The sequence below is a fragment of the gamma proteobacterium symbiont of Lampromicra miyakona genome (assembly GCF_059730895.1).
The window spans coordinates 1,970,893-1,997,059 of record NZ_AP035932.1 but is presented as its reverse complement, the minus strand read 5'-3'; the positions used below and the strand labels follow the sequence as shown (position 1 = coordinate 1,997,059).

Genomic DNA, 26,167 nt, shown 5'->3' with positions numbered 1-26,167 from the left:
TGCCGGCGATCGGTTTGGTGCAGCACGCTCAGATAGCGGGTATTTATTAGCCAGCGCGATGGTTCCCACTGCGGCGGCGCGGGCACTATGGCATGGCGGACACTAATTAGTTAGCAGCCTTAGCAATCTGGCATTACCTTTGCTTAATGATTCCTGTGTTCATTTTCAGGAGTCGTATGATGAAAGCGTCCTCAACCCGCTACACCATTTTCTCGCTGCTGTTTCTCATCGCACTGATTAACTACATCGACCGCGGTGCGCTGTCGTTCGCCGCCAACGCCATCTCGCAGGAATTTCACTTCAGTAAAGTGCAACTCGGTGCCGTGCTGGGCTACTTTGGCTTTGGCTATCTGTTCGGGTCGCTGTGCGGCGGCTTCCTTGCCGACCGGCTGGGCACCAAAAAGGTCTGGCTGATGGCCGGCATTCTGTGGTCGCTGCTGGAGATCGCCACTGCCTGGGCCGGAGAGCTGGGCATGGCGCTGTTTGGCGGCTCGGCGATCATGGGGTTTGCTGCACTGCGCGTGCTGTTTGGCTTCAGCGAAGGGCCGGCCTACGCGTTGATGAACAAAACCATCGCCCACTGGGCACCGGATAACGAACGCGGTTTCGCGCTGGGAATTGGCCTGCTGAGCACCCAGGTGGGTTCGCTGCTGACCGCACCGATTGCCGTCGGACTGCTGCTGCTCACCAACGACTGGCGCATGATGTTTATGCTGCTCGGCGCGTTTTCACTGCTGGCGATGCTGCTGTTTGCCCGCCACTTTACTGATACGCCACAGCAACATCCGCGCGCCAATGCCGTCGAGCGTCAGCTGATCATTGCCGGGCAACGCCAGCAGCCGCAGGACGAAGGCGCGCTGCCGTGGTGGCGCTTCTTCACCTGCCGCACGCTGGTGTGCAACGCGCTGGGCTATTTCAGTTTCCTCTACATCACCTTTACCCTGGTGACCTGGCTGCCGAAATATCTGCAGGATAATTTCCACTATGACCTGCACTCGCTGTGGTATGTGGCGATGATCCCGTGGAGCGGTGCCTGCCTGACGGTGCTGCTGGGCGGGCGCATCGCCGATCGCCTGCTGGCGCGCTTTAACAATCTGCGGCTGGCGCGCAACCTGTTTGCCGCCGTGACGCTGTGCGCCACCGCCTGCTGCTTTATGGCCATTCCCTGGGTCGGATCTGCTGCCGGGATTATCGCGCTGATGACGCTCGGCAACGCGCTCAATGCGCTGGTGAATAACGTCTACTGGTCGGTCGTGATTGACGTGACGCCGAAGGCATCGGTCGGCACCTTCAGCGGCATGACGCTGGCCATCGCCAACCTCGCGTCGATCATTTCACCGATGCTGTGCGGCTGGCTGGCGCAGTACTACGGTTATAACGCCATGTTTACCGTCACCGCCTGTATCGCCTTTGGCAGCATGCTGGCCATGACGCTGCTGCAGCCGGAGAAACGCCTGCAAGCCGATGCGCCGCCAGCCGCCGCGCAGCAGGCTGTGTAAGGGTTATCGCCCGTGCCGCTGGCAGAAGGCGGCGATATCCGGCGACTGAAAATCCGCCAGGTGTGCCATCAGCTTCTCCAGCGGCCAGTTCCACCAGGCAATCGCCTGCAGCTGCGCCGCGATGTCGGCACTGAAACGGGCGCGAATCGGTTTCGCCGGCACACCTCCGGCGATGGTGTAAGGCGGCACATCTTTACTCACCACCGCCCCGGCCGCCAGCACGGCGCCGTTACCGACCGTCACGCCAGGCAGGACAATCACGCCGTGACCGATCCACACATCGTGACCAATGATCACCCGATCGGCACGGCGTCCGGCGAAGAAACCGGCATCGCGCTGCGCGCGGCTGTCGTAATACTCCGGGCAGTAGGTGAAGCGATGCTGTGAGGCGCGATCCATCGGATGATTCGGTGCCCCGATACGCACCTGATTGGCGATGGCCGTGAAGCGGCCAATCTGCGCATCCGCCACGCAGCAGTGTTCCCCAAGGTAGGAAAAATCACCCAGTTCGCTGTATTCCAGATAACTGTGCGCCAGAATTTCACACTGCTGGCCAATCTGCGTGTCGCGCAGACGGACGCTGGGATCGATGGCGGTGTGTTGCAGTTTAGCGGGATGCTGTGTGGCAGAAATCATAAAGCAGGTGCTCCGTTGTGGTCAGATGTCTGGATGAGTGGTTGCCTCAACGCAACCGCGAGCCACAACACTAGAGCGGGAAGATGACAGGAATGCTATCGTGTTGCTCCACCGGGAGATCTTCAGGAGAAAATGGAATGAAAGCGTCCCTGCCGTTATTAGCCTTGCTATTCAGTACCGCCCCCGCCTTTGCCGCCCTGCCGCCCGACATCAAAGCCGGAGAAATTGTGCAGGTCGAACTGGCGCAGCTGCATCCCACTCAGGCCGCCATTGGTTACCGCCAGCTGGATTACAAGCAGCATCGTTATCAGGCCGATCCGGAAAAGCTGTTCGATGACTATTGCGAAAGTATGGGACAAAAAGGGGTGAAAAGTTTCACGCCGCGCTCCACCCTGCGCGATCCGGCCAGTTTCAGCTGTAAGGCGCCGGTCGGCAGCGAACCCGGCCCGATGAAAACCGCGGTGATCGGCCCGGATAATCAACTGTACCTGACTGATGGCCACCATACGTTCAGCAACTTTGCGGACATGGCCGGCCTGTCAACGCCGGTGCAGGTGCGCATTACCGATGACTTCCGCCCGCTGAAAAGCCAGGCTGCTTTCTGGCAGAAAATGGCGGCGGCACATCTGGTGTGGCTGGAGACGCCAAACGGTAAAATCGCCCCTGAAGCGCTGCCGCAGGAGCTGGGTCGCCAGCATATGCAGGATGATGAGTATCGTTCGCTGATCTATTTTGTGCGCGATATCGGCTTCGATAAGCCAGACAATCCGCCGCCGTTCCTGGAATTCTTCTGGGGACAGTGGCTGAGCCGGGAACTGCCGCTGAAAGCGTTCAACCTGCGCGACCGCGACGGCTACGCCGCAGCGGTGAAAAAGGTGGCGGAGAAGATGGTGAGCGTGCCGAAGGATACGGTGATTGCGCAGAGTGATAGCGGTCCGCTGACGGCAAAGGCGCTCGGTGCCAGAGACGCGGTGAACCAGAAGGCGCTGCACAAGTTAAGCGCCGATAACGGTAAGCTGAGCTGGGCGTTTAAACGTTAAGCGGGCTGGGTAGTGTTGGGTTTATCCAGGTGCTCATCAATGCGCACCCTACAAAATTACACACTATTGCTGCTGGTGCGCATCAATGCGCACCCGACAAAACCCCACACCATTGCTGCTGGTGCGCGGGCATGCGTTTTGAGCCGTTGTGGCAGGGTCGCCATGGATGGCAACCGAAAACGGCGGTTATACCAGCTCGCTGTTTTTAACATCCGCGGACGGTGCCAGCAGGTTTTGATCGAAGGCGCGCAGCGGCTGGCCGTGGCGAACGCGCAGTGGCCAGTCCGGGTTGGCCAGCGCGCTTTTGCCCAGCGCCACATAATCTGCGCCCTGATACAACGCCATGCCGGCGCGTTCGGCATCTGACAGCGACCCGTTGATCACCACCGGCAACTGTGGCGCAGCCTGGCGCGCCAGCTGTAGCAGCGACTCTGCCGCGTCCGCGAACGCTGGCTGCAACGCATCATGCTCGGTCAGGTGCAGATAATCGATACCTGAGTCGGCAAGCAGCGCAAACACCTGGCGCGCTCCGGCAGCGCCCTCCTGCCATTTATGCGTAAAATCATTCACTTTCCCCTGAGAAATCCGCACGCCCAGCGTGACGTTGGCACCGATGCGCTGACGCACCGCGGCGATCACCTCCCGCGTCAGCGTCAGTCTTGCGATAATATCGCCGCCCCAGCGGTCGCTGCGCTGGTTGGTGTAATCGGTAAAGAACTGATCGAGCAGATAACCGTTGGCCGCGTGAATTTCAATGCCGTCAAAACCGGCTGCCTCAATGGCACGCGCCGCGCTGTCAGCAAAGGCGTCAATCACCTGCTCAATCTGCGCATCGCTCATGGCGCGCGGCAACGGATAAGCGCCGTGGCCATGGTAAAACCGCAGTTGTTCGCCACGTGGCGGGATCGCCGAAGGCGCCAGCGTATCGCGCCGGTAAATATTGCCCTGCGATATCGCACCGGCGTGCATCAGCTGTGCAATGATTTTGCTGCCGTGCTGGTGCACGCTGTCGGTGATGGCCCGCCAGCCGGCGATCTGCTGGCGATTGACCAGCCCGGCCTGAAAAGCGTAAGTCTGTGACCAGGCTTCATCAATGTAGAGGCCTTCGGTGATTACTGCGCCAAAGCCACCGCGGGCAAAACGCGTGTAGTACTGCTGCATACGCTCGCCCGGGACACCGTCCACGCTGGCGGAGATGCGCGTCATCGGTGCTACCATCAGGCGATTGGTTAAATAGAGGTGGTTAAGCGTACTGCTCTGAAACAGGTGTTTGTCGGACATTTGGCGCTCTGAAATAAATTATCATCAGGAGCCATTATAGTGAGTCGCCATTGTGGCAAAAATGACCGATTATGATACGTCTGCTTAACGGAAACCGTTACAATGAACTCCCGGGATATTGATGTTTTTCTGATGGTGTCGCAAACCCGCAGCCTGACGCAGGCGGCGCGGCGGCTCGGCACCACCACTATGACCGTGTCGCGCCGGCTGGCCTCACTGGAGGAGGATCTCGGCGTACGGCTGCTGCATCGCACCACGCGCGCCATTGCCCTCACCGATGAAGGCGAAGAGTTTCTTCCTTATGCCAGAACGCTGGCCGAGACCGAACAGAGCGCACGCAACCTGTTCGCGCCCGATAAACAGGGGGCCACCGGCCAGCTGCGCATCACCGCGCCTACGGGGTTTGGCCGCCGCACCATCATTCCGCTGCTGCCGTCACTGATGGAGCAAAACCCCGGGCTGCGCGTTGAGTTTCAGCTCAGCGACGATGTCACGGACATTGTCGGGCTGGGCTTTGATGTCGCGATTCGCATCGCCCCGCTGCGCGATTCCCGCCTGGTGGCACACCGTCTGGCCGATAACCCGCGCCGGCTGTGTGCGGCTCCAGGCTATCTGCAACGCTTCGGCACGCCGCGTCATCTGGCGGATCTGCATCAACACCACTGTCTGCGCCTGTCGAATGTGGTGCAGTGGAGTTTTATGGTGGACGGCCATCTCTCCAGCCTGAGCGTTGACGGACGCTTCAGCGGCAGCAATGTCGAAGGGGTGCGTGCGCTGTGCGTGGCCGGCAGCGGCATCGCGCAGCTTTCTGAGTGGGATGTGCGGGAAGAGCTGGCATCCGGCGAACTGGTGGCGCTGGAACTGGAGGACGCGCAGCCGCAGATGCTGGGCGTGTGGGCGCTGTTTCCCACCACGCGCCACCTGCCGGCGCGCGTTAGCGTGTTTGTTGCGGCGCTCAGACAGGCGATGCAACAGCAAAGCCGGCCCGGCGCGTGACGCGGACGTACGAAAAAAGGCGGAGAGGTGAGCTCCGCCTTGTTTCAAGTTCCGGTCAGTGCGCCTGACCGGTCAGTTGCAAAAGGGCAACGATGATTTGCAGGATCACCCGGACCAGGTCCAGGAGTAATCGAACAAGTTCCATCACTTTCCTTCTCCTCTGACAGGAGCGCGCTGTTCAGCTTTCGGGGCCCTGACTCTACCCGCCGACCGCCTAAGCACATCTGTGAGGAGCGCTGAGCGGCACTCATTGTGAAAGCCACAGGCCAGCACCACCTGAAACCTGCCGGGGTTTGACTATCCGCGCCCCTGGAGTCATCAGAAAACAATAAGCATCCGCCGCGCTCAACACCTGTATAATCATACAGTATTTTAGCGAAACTTGAAATCTTTCGCTGCACATTTTATCATTCCTTTTGTGAGGAGTGCTGAGCACCCCGTTCCGAGCGCGGTTACCAGCCGGGTGACGAACATAAAAAAAGGATTTGGCGACCTGGCCAAATCCTTTTTTATTACCTGCGATGGCCCTACTGTGCGGCGCTGATACGCCAGATCGCGTTGCCGGCATCGTCGGCAATCAACACCCCGCCCTGATTATCCGTCGCCAGTCCTACCGGCAAACCGCGTACCTGCTTCTGATCGTCGGTGAGGAATCCTGACACCACCGTCTGCGGTTGCCCGACCGGTTTGCCGTTTTCAAATTTCACCCAAATCACTTTATAGCCGTTGAGCGGCGTGCGGTTCCAGCTGCCGTGTTCACTGATGAAGGCCCCGCCGCGGTACTGCGGCATATTATCCGCGCCATAGAACAGCAGGCCGAGCGGTGCCACGTGTGAGCTCAGCGCATAGTCCGGTTTGATGGCTTTCGCGACCAGATCCGGCCGCTGCGGCTGTGCGCGCTCGTCGACGTGCTGACCAAAGTAGCTGTACGGCCAGCCGTAGAAACCTTTGTCCTGCACGGAGGTCAGGTAATCCGGCACCAGATCCGACCCGATTTCGTCACGCTCGTTGGCGATGGCCCACAGCTTGCCACTTTGCGGCTCCCACTGCAGACCGGTAGGATTGCGGATGCCGCTGGCATAAATGCGGCTGGCACCGGTTGCGGCGTCCACTTCCCACACCGCCGCGCGGCCATACTCTGCGCCGATACCGTTCTCGGTGATGTTACTGTTGGAGCCGACACCGACGTATAGTTTGCTGCCGTCCGGACTGGCGAGCAGCGCTTTGGTCCAGTGGTGATTCAGCTCACCGCCCGGCAGCGACGTCACCTCTTCCGGCGGCGTACGGATTTCGGTTTCGCCGGTCTGGTAAGGGAATTTCACCAGGCTGTCGGCGTTAGCCACATACAGCGTATTGCCAATCAGCTGCATGCCAAACGGCGCATTGAGGTTTTCGATGAACCGGTGCTGTTCCCACTTGCCGTTAACGTTGCGCAGCAGCGTGATGCGGTTGCCGCCCGGGCCACCTTTGCCGGAAGATTTCTGCACCAGGCTCATGATCAATTCTTTCGGTGCCGTGACCGGGTTTTTCACCCCGTTGGCTTCTGCCACCAGCACGTCGCCATTCGGCAGCACATACAGCTGGCGCGGGTGCATCAGGCTGGCCGGGATTTTCTCGATCTTCAGGCCGTCGGCCACTTTTGGTGTCTCGCCCTCTTTCCACGCGGTGCCTTCCGGCACCTGCATCGGCGGCATAAAGAAGTTTTTAGCCTGCGGCAGCTGCGGATCAGGGCCGATTTGCCGTTGCGGATCGAGGTCCGATCCGCTGTCGCAGGCGCTCAGCAGTACCGCAATCCCCAGCGCACTCATTACACGAAATTTCATGGGCGACCTCCCTGTAAACGACGCTCGCGCAGCGCCAGCTGCAGATTCGCTATCAGCAACACCACCACCACCAGGGTGGAGAGCGTTACGCCCATCGGCACCACCGCATAGGCATCGCGGCTGTGAATGAATGCGTTGACGATGGCCAGCACGATCGCCAGCAGCGACAGCCAGAAATGAGTTTTCTCTGCGGCAGGTGCGCCACGGAATAAATGAATCAGGCTGATTAGTCGCGGCACAATCGCCAGCACCAGCCCGATGGCGATCAGCCAGCTGGCGGCTTTGGTCCACATGACGATGAAGGTTTGCAGATAGATAATATCAAACAGCCAGGCAGCAAAGAAAAAGCCCAGCGGCAACGGCTCAAGCAGGGTAAACAGCGTCACGCCAACAACCGAGCGTCCCGAGGTATGGTACATCGCACTCTCCCTATCACAGTTTTTCCAGGCGAGAGCGATCCGGCCAGGCATCGCTTCGCACGCCTGAGAAATATTAGTAAAGATAAAGAGTCATGCGCACAGCCCGCACAAAAAGTTAACCGTGCCGACGGAACTGGTTCAGTTCCTGCGCGTCGTGGCTGCAGAACAGTTGCACCTCTTGCGCGTGCTGCAGTGACAGTTCACGCAGCCGCTGCTGATTGCTGTGCCAGGCGGCGCGGTCACTGCACATCAGGCGCTGATAGGCGCGCAGGCCTGGCGTACAGTGGCGCTGGCTGTGGTACATTTCACCGCGATAAAACCAGGCGTCGCCGCCATGCAGCAGCCAGCCGCCCTGGTGACGAATCGCCACACCCGCATGGCCCAGCGTATGTCCCGGCAGCGGCACTAGCAGAATTTCATCGCTGAGATCGTCGACCGCCTTCACCGCATCAAAGCCATACCAGCGCTCACCGCCGCTGGCGTAACCGCGCCAGCCATCGTGCGCAGTCCACTGCTGTGGGCGAAACCGCTGACGCGCCAGCCAGCTGCTGTCGCCCGCCTGGGTTACGGTATCCAGTTCACGCTGCAGCAGATGAATGCGGGCGGCCGGAAAATCACTGATGCCGCCGGCGTGGTCAAAATCGAGGTGGGTCAGAATAATGTGGCGCACATCTTCCGGGCGAAAACCCAGCAGCTGAATCTGTGCCAGCGCGCTGAGCTGCTCGTTATAGCGAATATTATTCAGCGCGCGGAAAAAGCCCGACAGGCGGCGGTCAGGATGGCGCATATCCTGCGTGCCCAGACCGGTATCCACGAGGATTAAACCGTGACGGTCAGTTTCCAGCAGTAAGCAATGGCACACCAGTTCAGCAAACGGACCTTTGCTGAAACCATCGAATAACGCGCCACCGAGCGGGCACATGCAGCCACAGTTGAGGTGATGAATTCGCATTGTTCTCCCCCAAAATAAAATGGCGCGAGCGCGCCGTTATTAAATGAATAAATAAAAAAGTGATTTAACATATATGTGCCATGATGATGGCAATTGCAAACAATCCAGAGTCATTCATTTATCGCTTTATTTATTACTCATTTAATTTCAATGCATTGAAATATTGAATGCGGATTTTTAATGAGCAAAAAAAATAACCGCAGCGCAAGGTTATTCACGCTACGGTTATTTATCGCGGTCGGTTAACCGTTAATGATTAATCAGGCAGCGCGTGCCGCCCACCACAGGCGCAGCTTCAGCCCCCAGCTGCTGGTCCAGCCGCTGCTGGTGCTGACCACCTTGCCCTGATGCAGCACGATGAACGTCGGCGTGGCGCTGATTTGCCAGCGCTCTCCCAGCGCCCCGCTTTCATCATTGACGGCGAATCCCCGTACTCCTTTTTTATCCAGCCAGGTGGCAACGCGCGCATCGCTGCCGGATCGCAGAGCCACACTGACCACCTGCGTGCCGTGCTGACTGAGCGCGGCCACCGTCGGTGTGGTGAGTTTGCACACGCCACACCAGCTGGCCCAGACGTAAACCAGCACCGGCCGCTGCTGGCTCAGCGTCGCCAGGTTCACCTCGCCCTGCAGCGCGCTGAGCGGCTGCCGGGCCACATCCGCGGGCAGCTGCGGTGCACGCAGCCAGTCCATGGCCAGCAGCAGCGCCGCTGCCATCAGCAACAACAGCACGCCTTCGCGCAGCCAGCGCGTTACCCGGCTCATGGCTGAGCCTGCAGCGCACCTTTTACCACGGCTTCCAGCTGTGCATAAGGCACTGCCCCGCTGATCAGCTGATTGCCAACCAGCGTGGCGGGCGTACCCTGCACACCCAGCTGCTGCGCCAGCGTCAGGTTAAGGTTGATGGTGTCGAGGCTGGCGGTGCTCGGCGCCGATAAACTGATGCCACTTTTGTCCAGCGCGGCGGCGATGCTGGCTTCATCATGGTTGCCTTTCTTTGCCATCAGCCGTTCATGCAGCTTAAGAAAGTTATTCGGCTGCTGCTCCCACACCGTCAGCGCCAGACGCGCCGAACTGAGCGAGCTTTCAGCGCGGTACGGCAGCGGCTTCAGTACCACCGCCACCTGCGGATAGTTGTGCAGCAGTTTTTCGATATCCGCCTCAAACTTTTTGCAAAAGACGCAGTTGTAATCGGTGAAATAGACTAGCGTCAGTGCCGGTTTTTTGGCACCGATGCGCGGTGAGCCGGCATCGTCAAACAGCGCCGCGCGGTTTTTCTCTACCATCTGCGCGACCACGTTTTGCTGCTGGCGCGCGGCTTCTTTATCAAATGCGTCGGCGGCTTCCGCCAGAATCGCCGGATTTTGCACCAGGGTTTCGCGAATCAGCTGTTTGATGCGCGCCTCCTGCTCAGGGGTAAATGGCGCGGCGGCCAGGGCGGGTGCCGCCAGCAACATCAGCGAAAGTAACAGGGATTTTTTCATCATTTTTTTGCCTCAGAGAGTGTTGAAATCACCGCATCACGACTTAATAACGGCGATAAAATCTGGCCGTGCGGCAGTGCCGGGCCATAAATCTGGTTAAAGGGGATCGCTACGCGATCGCGGCGGCGCAGGAACTCGCCGATGGCCGGATCCGGTTGTGTCCAGTCACCGCGCAGCAGCACCACATCCTCTGCGCCGAGTGCGGCACGCACGTCAGGCTGATTCAGCACCCGCGATTTATTCACTTTGCAGGTGATGCACCAGTCAGCGGTGACATCGACGAATACGCGCTTATCCTGCTCCAACGCCTGATTGATGGCGGCTTCGGTCAGCGGTTGCCACACCAGCGATTCTTCTTCCGGGGAGAGGCGCGTCAGCAGTAACAGCGCGCCCGCCAGCGTCACGGTAATGAACACCAGACCTGCCTGCGGCAGCGCGCGGCGTGCGATTAGCCAGCCCGTCAGCGCCAGCATAAGGATGGCCGCCAGCAGAATGGCGACGGTGCTGCCCCAGTGTGGAATCAGCAGCGTCACCAGCCACAGCGTTGCCAGCAGCATCAGCAGCCCCAGCAGCGTGCGCAGATGCAGCATCCAGCGCCCCGGACGTGGCAGGCAGCGCGCCATGCCCGGCAGCGCCGCAACCAGCAGCCACGGCAGACTCATGCCGACGCCGAGCGCGACAAACAGCAGCCACAGCTGCGGCAGCGGCGCGGTCAGCGCATAGGCGACGGCGGTGCCAAGAAACGGTGCGCTGCACGGCGTCGCCAGCAGCGTAGCAAAGGCCCCCTGGCCAAAATGCCCTGCCAGACCGGCACCGCCGTGCGTCGCCAGCCGGGTAGTCAGGCCGGAAGGCAGGCGAAAATGCAGCAGATCGAACAGACTGGCGCTGAACAGGAACATCACCAGCACCATCACCAGCAGAAAGCCGCTGCTCTGAAACTGAATGCCCCAGCCCAGCGCCTGACCGCTGAGCCGTAGCACAGTCATCAGCAGCGCCAGCAGCAGGAAAGAGAACAGAATGCCGGCGCTGGACGCGAGAAACTGCTGACGCGTCTGGCGTTGCGTCTGTCCCTGCTGCTGCACCAGACTGCTCAGTTTGATCGCCAGCACCGGCAGCACGCAGGGCATCAGGTTGAGAATCAGCCCGCCAAGCAGCGCCAGCAGCACTACCGACCACAGCGTGGCGTTCCCGGCGGAGGGAGAAAACAGCGGCTGATGACCAAGGGTCAGCTGGCTTTGCTGAGCGATACCGGCGTCAGCGATAACCAGCGACAGCGCTTTACCGCGCAGATCCGGCGCGGCCTCGCCCCATTCGTCTGTTACCGCCACGCGGGCAGTCAGCGTCTCGCCCTGCACGCTGATTTGCGGCGCCGCCAGCATGCTGCCCTGCGGATAATCAAAGAACAGTTCCGGCTGCTGCCAGCCCTGCTGACGCAGCGCCCGGATTTGCAGCGTGCCATCAACGAAGCTGGCATCAAGCTGATCGGTCAGCCCGCTGTCAGCCGGGATCTGCCCCATCGCCCGGGCGAAGTCACGTGCAAAATCCGGACTGGCGGGCTGCAAGAGATCGAGCTGGAACGGAAAGTCCGTCAGGATGCAGACGTCGCTACAGGTGGACAGCGTCAGCGTGCCGGCCAGCGTGCCCTGCGGGGCAGATTCGAGCACGATGGGCAGCGTAACGTTGCCTTTGTAGCCCTGCGTGGTGAGGCCGCTGACGTCAAAGCGCGCTGGCACTGGCCACGACCAGCGGGCGTTGACATCCGGCGTTTGCCAGCGGATTTCCGGCGCGACGCCGCCTTCGCCCGGCGAGCGCCAGTAGGTTTTCCAGCCCGGCTGCAGGCGAATATCCAGTAGCAGTTGCAGGTGATCGCCCTGCGGCGCAGCGCGCAGGCGCACTTCGGCGTGGCTGTTTTGCGCATTGCGCAGCCAGCCGGTATCGGCGGCTTGCACGCTCAGCGCACAGCTCGCCACGAGGAGCAGCAGGCTCCTGATCAGGAATGTCATAATCGTTTCTCCGGTGAATAACAGGGTTTACGCGGTGGATCGCGTGGTGTTATTCCCGGAAGACGCAGAGCGTGAGATGGCGCCGTCGCAGCGGCACAAACAGCGGTTCACGCCGCCAGACAGTGGCAGACGAGGTCTGGAAGAGCGTGGCGATCAACGCCAGCAGCAGTACGAGGAATGGCAGCGCGGTATCGAGCAGCGGCGCGCTGCCGCTGAGTGACTTAGCGCCCAGCGCACAGGGCTTATCACTGCTGGCACCGTCATCAACGGCGGCGCTGTGAGCAGTAATGCTAACGACAGGCTGAGTCGGGAGATTGAAGCTGCGCTGGACGAGACAAAATGCCAGCACCAGACAAACCAGTGCCAGAATCCATTTTGCGCGTTGGGGCGATATCGTCATGCCACAGCCTCAGAGAAAAGTGCCGCCAGTTTATGCAAAAGCAGCAGAAACACCAACCCCTGCTGTGTAAACTTTTGTCTTTATGCCAGCGGGAGCAGGCTGACTACTGTAGAGAGGGAGAAATTATTCACGTTGATTAATCAGTAAGCGCCAGCGGCGGCGTTCGCGCAGCAGGCGCTGATGCAGCCGCTGCAGCTGGGGTAACGTGAGTGCAGCGACCGCTTCTGGCGTAAGCACCGGCAGTCCCTGCTGTTTTCGCAGTGCCTCACTGGCGGCGTCGGCGTTCTGGTATGGCTGGCACTGCGCCAGTAGCGTCGCCTGCCAGCTCTGCAGCGTTTCATCGTTGATGGCGGCGAGTTCACTCACCATATCGCGCAAAAACGCTTTGCAGTGTTGCAGCAGCGTGCGCCAGCCAATGGACGGGGATTGCAGCGCCAGCTGGAGTCCATCCACATCCGCCACGCGCTGGTAGCGCGCTGACACCACGTAGCCAATCTGTTGCTCAACCCGCAGGCGCTGAAAGAAGCGTGGTTCAAACATCAGCGCCAGCGCACGCAGCGCCGCGAGGCTGGCATCATCGGCAGCGGGCAGCGGAATAAACAGCAACAAGGCCTGATCGTTCGCCGCACAACGCAGCGCGCTGACGCCGTGCTGTAGCGCAGCCGCGCGCGCCGGCGCAGGCTGCGTCTGCACCACCTCGCTCAGCCAGTGCGCGACGTGCTGACTGACGCTTTCTCTGCGGCCGCACCAGGCGGCCTGCCATGCAGGATGCGCAGCCGGGGCCAGCAGCTGCTGCGGTAGCGCTTCCAGCAACTGACGAATCACAATACTTTGTGCAGCACGGTGCGGTTGCGGCAGCACCGGCGCATTCAGCGCCGCCAGCACGCCAGGCAGCTGTTGCAGCGCGGGCATTGCATCGTCAGGCAGATTAATCACCAGTTGCCAGACGCCCTGCTGCTGTTGCCAGCGTCCGCTGCCACCGGCATGGCGCAGTGCGGCCAGCCGTGGGCGCAGCTGCTGCTGCCAGCTTAGCGCCGCCTCGTCACTCAGGGTGTGATAAAACGCCGGGCGCACCAGCAGCGTTTCCCTCGGCTGCACCGGGCTTGCGCGCAGCAACGGCGCGCAATTTGCCGGGAGTTCCGGCGAATGCCGGACGTCAGCGCACGGATAAAATGACCAGTTAACCGGCGCGACCGGGGCAGCCGCGGTCGGTGGCCATGGCGCGCGCTGCAGACAGAATCCCTGCGTGGTATAAGGCGCGGCGGACAGCTGTCGCTGCGTCAGCAGCCGCGTGCACGGTGCCTGTGACAGCGCGGCGATGAAACCGGTGAAATCTGCGGGAACGTCAGCTGACGGCGCCGATCCCAGCGCCCGTCCGCGCAGCTGCGTCAGCGGCGACAGCGCAGCTAAATCCTGCTGTGCCAGTTGCAAATAGTGGCGATGCTGCGCTGGCGTGGCGGCGCGCACCGCACGCAGATGCTGCCAGAAGAGCTGTTCAATGCGTCTTGCCGCCGACGCTGACAGCGCTGGCGCACTGAAGCGCAACGCCAGCCAGCTATGATCGGCGCTCTGCCACAGCCATTCACACTGCAGCGATGCGCACAATTGCTCGCTGCGCAGCTGCGCCATCAGGCTGCCAGGGGCTTCATCCTGCCAGAAAGCCTCCAGCAATGTGACATTGTCACGCAAGGCGTTTTCTTCGCCGTTGATAAACAGGCTAAGCCAGAATGACTCTTCATCGGGAAGCTGGATGAGCGTTTTAACAGGCTCCGGCGCGGGAATGGCTGGCAATGAGGAGTGCACCGCACCGCCTGACTGGCGAACAGCAAACGCCTCGGCCAGCTGCTGTAATTCATCCAGCGATTGCGGTCCGCTCAGCCACAGCTGCTGGTTGGCGGCGACAAAATGCTGCTGATGAAACAGCCGTAGCGCCTGCTGCAGCTCCGTTACGTTGTCACCAAAACACGCTGCACTCCCGACGCGAAAGCGGCGCAGTGCGCCACCGGCCGCGTTGAGCAGCGCTGCTTCACTCAGCGTTTCGGCATGATGCCGTAGCAGCTGAAATTCTGCCTCGATGACCGCCGCTTCCTGCGTAATCGCCGTAACGGTCAGCAGTGGCGCAGCCAGCATATCTGCCAGCCTTGCCATGCCCGCCGCCAGCGCCTGCGCCGGCAGCTGGAAGAACCAGGCACTGCGGCTGAGTTGCGTGGTGGCATTCACCTGACCACCCTGTTGCTGCAGCCACGGCATCAGGCGCTCATCGCCGGTAAAGCCCGCGCTGCCGCAAAACAGCAGATGTTCCAGCAGATGCGCCAGACCGGGCCAGCGATCGGGTTCGTGCAGGCTGCCTGCGCCGACGCGCACCAGCGCCGCGCTTTCCCGCGCGTCGGGCTGGTGCGACAGATGACAGCGCAGACCGTTAGCCAGCGTCAGGCTGCGTTCGCACATCAGGTGACCCGCTGTTTGAAAATCAGCTCAGAATTGCTGCGGTTACGGAACTGCAGCTGGGCGATTTTGATATCGCTGCAGCTGGCTTCGCGGCGAGCCTCAAGAATTTTTCCGTGATGCGGCGACTTGCTGCACACCGGGTCGGTGTTGTCGGCATCGCCGGTCAGCATGTATGCCTGGCAGCGGCAACCGCCGAAATCTTTCTCTTTCTCATCGCATGAGCGGCACGGTTCCGGCATCCAGTCGAAGCCGCGATAGCGATTGAAGCCAAACGAGTTGTACCAGATATCCTCCAGGCTCTGCTCCAGCACTGAAGGGAACTGCACCGGCAGCTGGCGCGCGCTGTGACAGGGTAACGCCGTACCTTCCGGCGTCACGCTGAGAAATATCGATCCCCAGCCGCCCATACAGGGTTTGGGCCGCTCTTCGTAGTAATCCGGCGTGACGAACAGCAGATTGGTGAGATTACCGCTGCTGCCCATGCGCTCACGGTAGCGGGCAACCACCGCTTCGGCGCGGGCAATCTGCTCGCGCGTTGGCAGTAATCCCTGACGGTTAAGATGCGCCCAACCGTAGAACTGACAGGTGGCCAGTTCGACATCGTCCGCCTCCAGCTCGATACACAGATCGATGATTTTATCGATCTGGTCGATGTTATGGCGGTGCAGCACGAAGTTCAGCACCATCGGGTAGCCGTGCTTTTTCACCGCTTTTGCCATCGCCAGCTTCTGCTGAAACGCCTTCTGCGAACCGGCCAGCGCGGCGTTCAGCGTTTCATCACTCGCCTGGAAACTGATCTGGATGTGATCCAGCCCGGCGTCGGCGAAGGCGTCGAGCTTTTTCTCCGTCAGGCCAATGCCGGAGGTGATCAGGTTGGTGTAAAAACCCAGATCGCGCGCGGCGCGAATCAGCTCCGGCAGATCTTTGCGCGTCAGCGGTTCACCACCGGAAAAGCCCAGCTGCACGCTGCCCATGGCGCGTGCCTGGCGGAACACCTCAATCCACTGTTCGGTGCTCAGCTCCTGTTCCTGCTGCGAAAAATCCAGCGGGTTCGAGCAGTAAGGACACTGCAGCGGGCAGCGATAAGTCAGCTCGGCCAGCAGCCACAGCGGCGCATTCACGCCAGGTTTATTCGGGTTCACGACACTGGATCCACTTCTGTTCAATGGCCGATTGCAGGAAGTCTTTGACGTCATCATCGACGCCGCCCGCCTCCGGAAAACGCGCATTGAGCGTGGCGATAATGGCCGCCACATCCTGCTTGCCGGTCACCAGTTCCAGAATGGCGGCAGCGGTTTCATTCAGCTTCGCCATCCCTTCCGGGTAAAGCACCACGTGGCTGTCCTGCGCGGCTTCCCACTGCAGACGATAGCCGCGGCGAAACGCCGGAATCAGAGTTTCTTTCATGTGATTACACCAGTCTTGTACTGTGCCAGGCGACCTGATCGGTCACCGTGTGGTACGGCGGACGCTGCAGTGCGTATGCCATGGTCATGGCATCCAGCATGGCCCAGAGAATGTCGAGTTTAAACTGCAGGATCTCCAGCATACGGTTCTGCTGCTCAGCGCTGGTAAAGACTTCCAGCGCCAGCGTCAGGCCGTGTTCCACATCGCGGTTCGCCTGGCTCAGGCGGCTGCGGAAGTAGAAATAGCCTTCCTCTTTGATCCACGGATAGTGCTGCGGCCAGCTGTCGAGGCGCGACTGATGAATCTGCGGGGCAAACAGCTCGGTGAGCGAGCTGCACGCTGCTTCCTGCCAGTTGGCGCGACGCGCAAAGTTGACATAGGCATCAACGGCAAACCGTACGCCCGGCAACACCAGCTTCTCTGACAGCAAGACTTTGCGATCGAGACCAACCGCTTCTCCCAGCTGCAGCCAGGCTTCAATGCCGCCTTCCTCACCGTTACGACCGTCGTGATCGAGGATACGCTGTACCCATTTACGGCGCGTTGCCGGATCCGGACAGTTGGCCATGATCGCCGCATCTTTCAGCGGAATATTGGTCTGATAGTAAAAACGGTTCGCCACCCAGCCCTGAATCTGCTCGCGCGTCGCGGCACCGTTGTGCATCGCGATATGGTAAGGATGGTGAATATGGTAATACGCGCCTTTGGCACGCAGCGCCTGTTCAAAGGCTTCGGGTGACAACGCCTCGGTAATAATCACGATGCGGACTCCTGCAAATGAATCGCCATGCCGTCCCAGCTCACTTCAATGCCCTGCTGCGTCAGGAACTGGCGCTGCGGCGAATGCTCGTTGAGAATCGGATTGGTGTTGTTAATGTGAATCAGAATTTTGCGTCTGGCCGGCAGCGCGGCCAGCAGCGCCATCAGCCCCTGCTCTTCCGCCAGCGCCAGATGGCCCATGGCTTTGCCGGTATTTTTGCCGACGCCGGTGGTCAGCAACTCATCATCCTGCCACACCGTGCCGTCGATCAGCAGGCAGTCGGCTTTTTGCAGCCACGGCATAATCACCGCATCTGGTTCGCCGAGGCCCGGCGCATACAGCAGCGTCTGCCCGCTGGCGGTGTTTTCGATAAACAGCGCCACGTTATGTCCCGGCAGCGGACGATCGCGATACGGCGAATACGGTGGCGCATTGCTGAGAATTGGAATGGCGGTGAATTGCAGACTGGCGCAGACATCAACGCGAAACGGCTCAAGCGGCGTGAGCGCCCGATGCTGCAGGCCGCCGTTCCAGTGCTGCAGCATGGTAAAAATCGGGAAGCCGCTGGTGAGGTCGGCATGCACTTCCGGCGTGCACCATACCTGATGCGGGCAGCCCTCACGCAGGCTCAGCAGACCGGTAGTGTGATCGATCTGGCTGTCGGTCAAAATAATGCTGCCAATCGCCGTTCCGCGCAGCACGCCGTGTTTCACCAGTTCCGGTGTCCGGGCGATTTGCTGGCTGATGTCCGGCGAAGCGTTGCACAACACCCAGTCGGTACCGTTATCGCTGACAATGATTGAGGATTGGGTGCGCGCCTGCGCCTGGAGCGTGCCGTTACGCAGCCCGCTGCAGTTGGCGCAGTTACAGTTCCACTGCGGAAAGCCACCGCCAGCCGCCGAACCGAGGACTTTAATAAACATGTGAAGGACCGAAGCAGGAAAAGAAAATGCCCGCACGAACGGCGGGCAGGACGTCTTAGCGGTTGGAGATGTACAGCGTTACTTCCAGGCCCAGACGCAGGTCAACAAACTCAGGTTTTTTCCACATAATATTCTTCCTCATAGTCTTAAAACGCAGAGCAGGCTCTGCTAAAAACATTGCGGCAGAAACAAGGCTTCCGCCAGCAATGGATAACGCGGGGCGATGTTGCGCCAATGTAGCGAGCAGATCAACCCTGATTGCGTAAGGAAATACACTTACGCCTGCCAGATTTGGTGCAATACCCGCTGCCAGTTGCCCCAGGCAAGTTGTTCCAGCAATGCCTGATCATAGTTGAGACTGCGCATCAGCGCATACAGCCGCGGCAAACCGGTGACATCTTTAAGCTCTGCGGGCACGCTGATGCCGTCAAAATCCGACCCCAGCGCGACGTGATCGCTTCCCATAATAGTCATCAGATGCTCACAGTGTTTAACAATTTCGATCAAGCCGCCATCATCGTCGCGCTTACCGTCGGCGCGCAGAAAGGCGTTGCCGAAGTTAATGCCGACCACGCCACCGCTATCGCGAATCGCCCGCAACTGGTCATCGGTAAGGTTGCGCGGCTGCGCGCACAGCGCGTGCGCATTCGAGTGGCTGGCGACCAGCGGCGCGGATGAGAGCCGGGCCGTGTCCCAGAATGCTTTTTCATTCATGTGCGACACGTCGATCATCATGCGCTGCTGATTCGCCAGCGCGATCAGCCGCTCGCCGTCGGCAGTCAGCCCCGGACCGCTATCCGGCGAACCGGGAAATGCGCCGGTGACGCCAGCGCCAAAGCGATTTTCCAGATTCCAGAACGGACCGATGCTACGCACGCCCGCCTGCCAGAAGGCGGCAAGATCGGCGCCGTCGCCGTCAAAACCGTCCGCGCCCTCAATGTGCGCCACCATTGCCAGTATGCCATCGCGCCGGCAGGCGGCGATATCGGCGGTGCTGAGGCACAGGCGCGCCCGGCCGTCAGAACGGGCAACCAGCGTTTTCAGAATCTCCAGCTGCTGCCACAGGATCTCCAGCGGCTGCCACGCTTCACCGGCCAGCTGAGGTGCTACTTCGCTGACGTAGCGCTGCGGCGGCACAAACAGCGCAAACAATCCGCCGGAAAAGCCGCCCTGCTGCATGCGCGGAAAATCGAGGTGTCCTTTTTCGATACCGGTAAAGAAGGCAGTGGCCGGATCGTCGCGATGATGCAACCACAGGTTGAGCAACAGGTCATTATGACCATCAAAGGTTTTGATTAACATTGGGTTATCCGCCACGGATTTGATGCCGCCATGCTACGCGCATCCCGCCTGTTCGCCAAATACCGGCGCACAAAGGGTTACTGTTGTGCCACCTGCAGACCGCGATAAAAGGTCGGCTTGACATCGAGTGGCTGAGCAATCAGGCCGTACTTTTGATAAAAGTCGGCGGTTTCCTGCTGCTGTTGTACGGTGTGGTCGTCAATGCTCTGCCAGTGTGACTGACGTCGGGCAAAAGATTTGCCAGCAGCCTCCTGAGGAAAGCCGATGATCTTCGCCAGCCTGGCGGAATACGCCTCAACGTGGCGATTGGCCCAGCGATCAGCGGCCGCCAGCCGGTTAATATAATCCTGCAGCGCCGCACGTTTACTGGCGTCACTCAGTGCCGCATCGGTGGCGGCGAGGAAGCTGTTGCCGCTGGAGAGCCCCACGCCGTTGATCAGCACGCGGCCGGTATGCGTTACTTCTGCCAGCGCGGTGTAAGGATCCCAGGTTGCCCACGCATCGACGGAACCACTTGCCAGCGCAATGCGCGCATCGGCAGGCGTGAGAAAGTGCCAGCTGACGGCTTTATCGCTCAGCCCGGCACTTTCCAGCGCTTTCAGCGCGATAAAATGACCGATCGACCCGCGCCCGGTGGCGATACGTTTACCGCGCAGATCCCGCGGCGTTTTGATGGGTGAGTCCGGCGCAACCAGCACCGCCAGCCCGGCCGGGGTGGATTTGCTGACGGCCACCGCTTTAACCTGCGAACCTGCGGCCAGCGAGAACAGCAGCGGCGCATCACCAATAATACCGGCATCAACCGCCCCGGCATTCAGGGCTTCGGCCAGCGGAGCGGCGGCCGGAAATTCCGCCCATTCGATATGGTAGGATAGATCGTTGAGCTGCTGCGCTGCTTCCAGCTCGGCGCGCATGTTGCCCTTTTGATCGGCAATGCGCAGGGTAACGCCGTGCGCCGCGACGCTGCCGCTGGCCAGTAACAGCATCGTTAAAGTCACTCTTTTCATTATCATTTCTCTGCAGATGAAAAGCCCAGACTACCCTGCGCGTAACAAATGACCGATGCCGATTTCGCATGAGGATTGCCGGAAGGAACATAACGATGCGCGGCTGATGAGGGCGCAAAAAAAAGCCCGCAACACGAGGTGCGGGCAACGTAATACTGGAAGCAATGTGAGCAATGTCGTGCTCTTCTTCGGTAGAGCCACCGTCGAAGCGCAGAAGAATAATAATCATTCCTATTATCATCTGTAAAGCTCTAATTGAGAATTTTTCTCATTTCCACACTAAGGTTGTGCTTACCACCGTTGCCCGCTGGGTAAAAAAAGCGCAGATACGCGGCGGATTTGGGGAGTACGCTTGCTTTGCGATACACTCTCGCTATTGCCCGAGAATCGTTGAGTTCTATGCCAAAATTATTCCCCGCGCTGCTGCTTGGTCTCAGCGTCCTGAGTGCCTCTGCGCTCGCCGCGCCCGCGGACTCTATCCGCCACAGCGGCTTTGTCTATTGCGTCAACGGCACGGTTAACACCTTCAACCCGCAGATGGTCAGCAGCGGGCTGGTGGTCGATACGCTGGCGGCACAGTTGTATGACCGCCTGCTCGACGTCGACCCTTATACCTATCGTCTGATCCCCGATCTGGCGCAGAGCTGGGAAGTGCGCGATAACGGCGCGACTTACCGCTTCCACTTACGCAAAGATGTTTCGTTCCAGCACACCAACTGGTTTACGCCGACGCGCAAAATGAACGCCGACGATGTGGTCTTCAGCTTTGCCCGCATGTTCGATCGCCAGCATCCGTGGCATAACGTCAACGGCGGCAGCTATCCCTACTTCGACAGCCTGCAGTTTGCCGACTCGGTGCAGAGCGTGAAGAAGCTGGATAACGACACGGTAGAGATCCGCCTCAACAGCCCGGACGCCTCGTTCCTGTGGCATATCGCCACCCACTACGCGCCGGTGTTGTCGCAGGAGTACGCCAGCCAGCTGAGCGCGGCAGGCCAGCAGGAACAGCTGGATCGCCAGCCGGTGGGCACCGGCCCGTTCCAGCTGAGTGAGTACCGCACCGGGCAATATCTGCGTCTGGCGCGCAATCCGCACTACTGGAAAGGCGTGCCGCGTCTGCAACAGGTGGTGATCGACCTCGGCGTGGGCGGCACTGGCCGCCTGTCGAAATTGCTGACCGGCGAGTGTGACGTCCTGGCCTACCCGGCCGCCAGCCAGCTGTCGATTCTGCGCGACGATCCGCGCCTGCGCATGACGCTGCGTCCTGGCATGAACATTGCCTATCTGGCGTTTAACACCCGCAAACCGCCGCTCGACCGGCCGGAAGTGCGCCACGCGCTGGCGCTGGCGATCAATAACGAACGTCTGATGGAGTCGATTTATTACGGCACGGCGGAAACCGCAGCCTCGATTCTGCCGCGCGCCTCGTGGGCTTACGATAATGATGCGCGCGTGACGGAATACAATCCGGCAAAAGCGCGTGAAGCATTAAAAGCACTGGGCATTGAGGATTTGCATCTGCGCCTGGTGGTGCCGACCACCTCAATGTCGTGGAACCCCAGCCCGCTAAAAACCGCCGAGCTGTTGCAGGCGGATCTGGCGCAGGTGGGCGTGCGCGTCACCATCGCGCCGGTCGAGGGGCGTTTTCAGGAAGCACAGCTGATGGCCATGAACCACGATTTAACCCTGACCGGCTGGGCCACCGACAGTAACGATCCGGACAGTTTCTTCCGCCCGTTGCTGAGCTGTGCGGCGATTCGTTCGCAGACCAATTACGCGCACTGGTGTTCGCCGGCGTTTGATGAGGCGCTGCAGCGCGCGCTGCTGTCGCAGCAGCTGTCGGCGCGTATCGATAGCTACGATCGCGCCCAGCAGATGCTGGCGCAGGCGCTGCCGGTGCTGCCGCTGGCGTCGTCGCTGCGCCTGCAGGCTTACCGGCACGATATTAAAGGCCTGGTGCTGAGTCCCTTCGGTAATGCCTCGTTCGCCGGGGTTTACCGCGATGAGCACGGCGAGGAGTAAGCATGATTATCTATCTGTTGCGTCGCCTGCTGTTGTTGATCATCACCCTGTTCTTACTCTCGCTGGTGAGTTTCAGCCTGAGCTATTTCACGCCTAACGCGCCGCTGGAAGGCGCCTCGCTGTTCGATGCCTGGTGGTTCTGGTTTAAAGGGCTGCTGCAGTTTGATTTCGGTGTCTCCAGCACCAACGGTCAGGCAATTGATATACAGCTGCGCGAGGTGTTTCCCGCCACGCTGGAACTGTGCGTGCTGGCGTTTATGCTGGCGCTGCTGGTCGGTATTCCGCTCGGCATCTGCGCCGGCGTAATGCGCAATAAATGGCAGGATAAAGCCATCAGCGCGCTGGCGCTGCTCGGCTTCTCAATGCCGGTGTTCTGGCTGGCGCTGCTGTTTACCCTGCTGTTTTCGCTGACGCTGGGCTGGCTGCCGGTTTCCGGTCGTTTCGACCTGCTCTATCCGGTGCAGAACATTACTGGTTTTGCCCTGATTGACGCCTGGCTTAGCCCTTCACCTTGGCGGCACGAAATGCTGGTCAGTGCGCTGACGCACCTGATTCTGCCGGTGATCGTGCTGGCCGTGGCACCGACCACCGAAGTGATTCGCCTGCTGCGCAACAGCACCAGCGACGTGATGGATAAAAATTACGTCAAGGCAGCGGCAACGCGCGGCTTGTCGCGCTTCACCGTGATTCGCCGTCACGTGTTGCACAACGCATTGCCGCCGGTGATCCCGCGTCTTGGCCTGCAATTCTCCACCATGCTGACGCTGGCGATGATCACTGAAGTGGTGTTCAACTGGCCCGGACTGGGGCGCTGGCTGATTAACGCCATCCGTCAGCAGGATTACGCGGCGATCTCCGCAGGCGTGATGGTGGTTGGCGGGCTGGTGATTCTGGTCAGCGTACTGTCGGATATTATCGGTGCGGCGCTCAATCCGCTGAAACACAAGGAGTGGTATGCCCTCAGATAACATCTACGCCGAGAAGCGGCTGCCGAGTGCGTTTCGCCTCAGCTGGCAGCGCTTTTATCGCGATACCAGCGCCATGATTGGCCTGTACGGCTTCGGCATCCTGCTGTTTCTCTGCCTGTTCGGCGGGCTGCTGTCGCCTTACGGTATCGACCAGCAGTTTCTCGGCTATCAGCTGTTGCCGCCGTCGTGGTCGCGCTACGGCGATGTCTCCTTCTTTCTCGGCACTGACGATCTCGGGCGCGATGTGCTAAGCCGTTTACTGAGCGGCGTGGCGCCGACGGTTGGCTCTGCGCTGCTGGTAACGGTGCTGGCAGCAATCTGCGCGCTGCTGCTGGGCGTGCTGGCGGGGATAACCCACGGTTTGCGCTCGGCGGTGATGAATCACGTGCTGGATACGCTGCTGTCGATTCCCTCTCTGCTGCTGGCGATTATCGTGGTGGCCTTTCTTGGCCCGCGACTGGAGCATGCGATGCTGGCGGTACTGCTGGCGCTGATCCCGCGTCTGGTGCGCGAAATCTACACGGCAGTGCATGATGAGATGGAAAAAGAGTATGTGGTGGCGCTACGGCTGGATGGCGCGCGCAACCTGAATATTCTGTGGAATGCAGTGCTGCCAAACGTTCTGCCGCTGCTGGTCAGTGAATTTACCCGCTCGCTGTCGATGGCGATCCTCGACATCGCCGCGCTCGGCTTTCTTGACCTCGGCGCGCAGCTGCCCTCGCCCGAATGGGGTGCGATGCTGGGTGACGCGCTGGAGCTGATTTACGTGGCGCCGTGGACGGTGATGCTGCCGGGTGCCGCGCTGATGGTAAGCGTATTGATTGTTAACCTGCTGGGCGATGGCATCCGTCGCGCCGTCGCTGCGGGAGTGGAATAATGCCGTTACTGGACATCCGAAATCTGACCATTGAATTCATGACCGCTGAAGGTCCGGTGAAAGCGGTCGATCGCATCAATCTGACGCTAAACGAGGGCGAAGTGCGTGGCCTGGTGGGCGAATCCGGCTCGGGGAAAAGTCTGGTGGCGAAAGCCATCTGCGGCGTGACCAAAGATAACTGGCGTGTCACCGCCGATCGCATGGTGTTCGATGATATCGATCTGTTGCGCCTGTCGCCGCGCGAACGGCGGCGCATCGTTGGCCATAACGTGTCGATGATTTTTCAGGAGCCGCAATCCTGCCTCGATCCTTCTGAAAGTGTCGGCCGCCAGCTGATGCAGGCCATTCCACGCTGGACCTTTAAGGGCCGCTGGTATCAGCGCCTGTGGTTCTGGCGCAAAGAGCGCGCCATTGAGCTGCTGCACCGCGTCGGCATTAAAGATCACAAAGACATTATGCGCAGCTTCCCGTATGAGCTGACCGAGGGCGAATGTCAGAAGGTGATGATCGCCATCGCGCTGGCCAATCAGCCGCGCCTGCTGATTGCCGATGAGCCGACCAATGCCATGGAGCCCACCACCCAGGCGCAGATTTTCCGTCTGCTGAGCCGCCTCAATCAGAATAACAACACCACGATTTTGCTGATCAGCCATGACCTGCGCACCATGAGTCAGTGGGCGGACCGCATCAACGTGATGTATTGCGGACAAACGGTGGAAACGGCGCAGAGTGACGATCTGATGGAAACGCCGCACCATCCGTATACGCAGGCGCTGATCCGCGCCATGCCCGACTTTGGCCGCGCGCTGCCGCATAAAAGCCGCCTGAATACGCTGTCCGGCGCGATACCGTCGCTGGAACATCTGCCGATTGGCTGCCGTCTCGGTCCGCGCTGCCCTTACGCGCAGCGTAAATGCATCGAAACGCCGCGCCTGAGCGGCACTAAAGCGCATCTTTATGCCTGTCACTTCCCGCTGAATATGGAGAGCCAATAATGGAAACCCTGCTGGAAGTGCGCAACCTGAGCAAAACCTACCGCTACCGCACCGGGCTGTTCCGGCGCCAGCATGTTGAAGCGGTGAAAAACGTCAGTTTTACCCTGCGCGAAAAGCAGACGCTGGCCATTATCGGCGAGAACGGTTCGGGCAAATCCACGCTGGCGAAGATGCTGAGCGGCATGGTGGCGCCAAGTGAAGGCGAGATGCTGATCGACGATCACCCGCTCTCTTATGGCGATTACGGCTACCGCAGCCAGCGGATTCGCATGATTTTTCAGGATCCGTCGACGTCGCTCAATCCGCGCCAGCGCGTCAGCCAGATCCTTGATTTTCCGCTGCGGCTGAATACCGATCTTGATGATGAAGCACGCGAAAAGCGCATTATTGCCACGCTGCGTCAGGTCGGGCTGCTGCGCGACCACGCCGGCTACTATCCGCACATGCTGGCCCCCGGCCAGAAGCAGCGTCTGGCGCTGGCGCGCGCGTTGATTCTGCAGCCAAAGGTGATTGTCGCTGATGAAGCCCTCGCCTCGCTGGACATGACCATGCGTTCGCAGCTGGTGAACCTGATGCTGGAGCTGCAGGAGAAACACGGCATCGCCTATATTTATGTTACTCAGCATCTTGGCATGATGAAGCACATCAGCGACCAGGTGCTGGTGATGCATCAGGGCGAAGTGGTGGAGCGCGGCGGCACCGCTGACGTGCTGGCCTCGCCGCTGCACGACTTAACCAAACGGCTGATTGCCAGCCATTTTGGCGAAGCGTTAACCGCCGAGGCGTGGCGGCGCGAGCGTTGAGTGCTACGGCCGTAGCGGAAAACGCGGCGCGATTTACCCCATTTGATACAGACGTGCTAGAATCCGCACGTCGATTAACGTCGGTCGCACAATTTTTAATCATCGCGACCGCCAACAACAATG

At 60.1% G+C, this 26,167-nt stretch carries 25 protein-coding genes; 8 read left to right on the top strand and 17 right to left on the bottom strand.

Going from position 1 to position 26,167, the window contains the following annotated elements; genetic code table 11:
- Positions 1-179 precede the first annotated feature (179 nt).
- Complete coding sequence (locus AC6I8P_RS09250; RefSeq protein ID WP_215480941.1) at positions 180-1,499, top strand: MFS transporter; 1,320 nt, start codon at positions 180-182, stop codon at positions 1,497-1,499.
- 3 nt (positions 1,500-1,502) lie between these two features.
- On the opposite strand, the gene AC6I8P_RS09245 is transcribed toward AC6I8P_RS09250, so the two are convergent.
- On the bottom strand, positions 1,503-2,135 hold the full coding sequence (locus tag AC6I8P_RS09245; protein ID WP_215480325.1) for a DapH/DapD/GlmU-related protein: 633 nt from the start codon (positions 2,133-2,135) through the stop codon (positions 1,503-1,505).
- Between the two features lie 137 nt (positions 2,136-2,272).
- Here AC6I8P_RS09245 and AC6I8P_RS09240 point away from each other — a divergent pair, with 137 nt between their 5' ends.
- Positions 2,273-3,175: a ParB/Srx family N-terminal domain-containing protein gene (locus AC6I8P_RS09240; protein ID WP_264251684.1), complete on the top strand. Its 903-nt coding sequence runs from the start codon at positions 2,273-2,275 to the stop codon at positions 3,173-3,175.
- Between the two features lie 186 nt (positions 3,176-3,361).
- Here AC6I8P_RS09240 and AC6I8P_RS09235 read toward each other — a convergent pair whose 3' ends face one another.
- Positions 3,362-4,456: an oxidoreductase gene (locus AC6I8P_RS09235; protein WP_498031134.1), complete on the bottom strand. Its 1,095-nt coding sequence runs from the start codon at positions 4,454-4,456 to the stop codon at positions 3,362-3,364.
- A 102-nt stretch (positions 4,457-4,558) separates the two neighbouring features.
- On the opposite strand from AC6I8P_RS09235, the gene AC6I8P_RS09230 reads away from it, so the two are divergent.
- On the top strand, positions 4,559-5,452 hold the full coding sequence (locus AC6I8P_RS09230) for a LysR family transcriptional regulator (RefSeq protein ID WP_058758595.1): 894 nt from the start codon (positions 4,559-4,561) through the stop codon (positions 5,450-5,452).
- A gap of 527 nt (positions 5,453-5,979) precedes the next feature.
- Here AC6I8P_RS09230 and AC6I8P_RS09225 read toward each other — a convergent pair.
- The 15 genes from AC6I8P_RS09225 to AC6I8P_RS09155 all read right to left on the bottom strand — a co-directional run bounded on the left by AC6I8P_RS09225 (position 5,980) and on the right by AC6I8P_RS09155 (position 20,379).
- A complete protein-coding gene (locus AC6I8P_RS09225; protein WP_021505987.1) occupies positions 5,980-7,275 on the bottom strand; it encodes a PQQ-dependent sugar dehydrogenase in 1,296 nt (431 codons plus the stop codon).
- Positions 7,272-7,694 (bottom strand): DUF2231 domain-containing protein, encoded by a 423-nt coding sequence (locus AC6I8P_RS09220; RefSeq protein WP_021505986.1) that lies wholly within the window; start codon positions 7,692-7,694, stop codon positions 7,272-7,274. The genes AC6I8P_RS09225 and AC6I8P_RS09220 overlap by 4 nt, the downstream gene beginning before the upstream one ends.
- Before the next feature lie 115 nt (positions 7,695-7,809).
- Positions 7,810-8,646 (bottom strand): MBL fold metallo-hydrolase, encoded by an 837-nt coding sequence (locus AC6I8P_RS09215; protein ID WP_136547640.1) that lies wholly within the window; start codon positions 8,644-8,646, stop codon positions 7,810-7,812.
- A 260-nt stretch (positions 8,647-8,906) separates the two neighbouring features.
- Complete coding sequence (locus AC6I8P_RS09210; RefSeq protein WP_264251681.1) at positions 8,907-9,410, bottom strand: thioredoxin domain-containing protein; 504 nt, start codon at positions 9,408-9,410, stop codon at positions 8,907-8,909.
- Positions 9,407-10,129, bottom strand: coding sequence for a DsbA family protein (locus AC6I8P_RS09205; protein ID WP_264251728.1), 723 nt, complete (start codon positions 10,127-10,129; stop codon positions 9,407-9,409). The genes AC6I8P_RS09210 and AC6I8P_RS09205 overlap by 4 nt, the downstream gene beginning before the upstream one ends.
- Entirely contained in the window at positions 10,129-12,132 is a 2,004-nt protein-coding gene (locus AC6I8P_RS09200; protein WP_498031133.1) for a protein-disulfide reductase DsbD family protein, read from the bottom strand. Before AC6I8P_RS09200 ends, AC6I8P_RS09205 begins: the two co-directional genes overlap by 1 nt.
- Positions 12,133-12,181: 49 nt before the next feature.
- A complete protein-coding gene (locus AC6I8P_RS09195) occupies positions 12,182-12,532 on the bottom strand; it encodes a hypothetical protein (protein WP_058758599.1) in 351 nt (116 codons plus the stop codon).
- Positions 12,533-12,655: 123 nt separating this feature from the next.
- A complete protein-coding gene (gene pqqF, locus AC6I8P_RS09190; RefSeq protein ID WP_498031132.1) occupies positions 12,656-14,980 on the bottom strand; it encodes a pyrroloquinoline quinone biosynthesis protein PqqF in 2,325 nt (774 codons plus the stop codon).
- Entirely contained in the window at positions 14,980-16,122 is a 1,143-nt protein-coding gene (pqqE, locus tag AC6I8P_RS09185) for a pyrroloquinoline quinone biosynthesis protein PqqE (RefSeq protein WP_058758602.1), read from the bottom strand. Before pqqE ends, pqqF begins: the two co-directional genes overlap by 1 nt.
- Positions 16,109-16,387, bottom strand: coding sequence for a pyrroloquinoline quinone biosynthesis peptide chaperone PqqD (gene pqqD / locus AC6I8P_RS09180; protein WP_021505975.1), 279 nt, complete (start codon positions 16,385-16,387; stop codon positions 16,109-16,111). The genes pqqE and pqqD overlap by 14 nt, the downstream gene beginning before the upstream one ends.
- A 4-nt stretch (positions 16,388-16,391) precedes the next feature.
- Positions 16,392-17,147, bottom strand: a complete 756-nt coding sequence (gene pqqC, locus AC6I8P_RS09175) for a pyrroloquinoline-quinone synthase PqqC (protein ID WP_498031131.1) — start codon at positions 17,145-17,147, stop codon at positions 16,392-16,394.
- Positions 17,144-18,070 carry a pyrroloquinoline quinone biosynthesis protein PqqB gene (pqqB, locus tag AC6I8P_RS09170; protein ID WP_021505973.1) on the bottom strand — a complete coding sequence of 309 codons (927 nt, stop codon included), beginning with the start codon at positions 18,068-18,070 and terminating at the stop codon, positions 17,144-17,146. The genes pqqC and pqqB overlap by 4 nt, the downstream gene beginning before the upstream one ends.
- Positions 18,071-18,125: 55 nt before the next feature.
- A complete protein-coding gene (pqqA, locus tag AC6I8P_RS09165) occupies positions 18,126-18,197 on the bottom strand; it encodes a pyrroloquinoline quinone precursor peptide PqqA (protein WP_010617686.1) in 72 nt (23 codons plus the stop codon).
- 149 nt (positions 18,198-18,346) lie between these two features.
- On the bottom strand, positions 18,347-19,366 hold the full coding sequence (locus tag AC6I8P_RS09160) for a dipeptidase (protein ID WP_498031161.1): 1,020 nt from the start codon (positions 19,364-19,366) through the stop codon (positions 18,347-18,349).
- A gap of 83 nt (positions 19,367-19,449) precedes the next feature.
- On the bottom strand, positions 19,450-20,379 hold the full coding sequence (locus tag AC6I8P_RS09155; RefSeq protein WP_215480336.1) for an ABC transporter substrate-binding protein: 930 nt from the start codon (positions 20,377-20,379) through the stop codon (positions 19,450-19,452).
- 399 nt (positions 20,380-20,778) lie between these two features.
- On the opposite strand from AC6I8P_RS09155, the gene sapA reads away from it, so the two are divergent.
- The 5 genes from sapA to sapF are packed head-to-tail and all read left to right on the top strand — an operon-like array spanning position 20,779 to position 26,044.
- Positions 20,779-22,401, top strand: coding sequence for an ABC transporter substrate-binding protein SapA (sapA, locus tag AC6I8P_RS09150; RefSeq protein ID WP_058758605.1), 1,623 nt, complete (start codon positions 20,779-20,781; stop codon positions 22,399-22,401).
- Between the two features lie 2 nt (positions 22,402-22,403).
- Positions 22,404-23,369: a putrescine export ABC transporter permease SapB gene (gene sapB / locus AC6I8P_RS09145; protein ID WP_021505968.1), complete on the top strand. Its 966-nt coding sequence runs from the start codon at positions 22,404-22,406 to the stop codon at positions 23,367-23,369.
- Complete coding sequence (sapC, locus tag AC6I8P_RS09140) at positions 23,356-24,246, top strand: putrescine export ABC transporter permease SapC (RefSeq protein WP_021505967.1); 891 nt, start codon at positions 23,356-23,358, stop codon at positions 24,244-24,246. Before sapB ends, sapC begins: the two co-directional genes overlap by 14 nt.
- The gene (sapD, locus tag AC6I8P_RS09135; RefSeq protein ID WP_021505966.1) at positions 24,246-25,241 is read left to right on the top strand and encodes a putrescine export ABC transporter ATP-binding protein SapD; all 996 of its coding nucleotides are present in this window, start codon (positions 24,246-24,248) and stop codon (positions 25,239-25,241) included. Before sapC ends, sapD begins: the two co-directional genes overlap by 1 nt.
- Positions 25,241-26,044: a putrescine export ABC transporter ATP-binding protein SapF gene (sapF, locus tag AC6I8P_RS09130; protein WP_058758607.1), complete on the top strand. Its 804-nt coding sequence runs from the start codon at positions 25,241-25,243 to the stop codon at positions 26,042-26,044. Before sapD ends, sapF begins: the two co-directional genes overlap by 1 nt.
- The last annotated feature ends 123 nt before the right edge of the window (positions 26,045-26,167 follow it).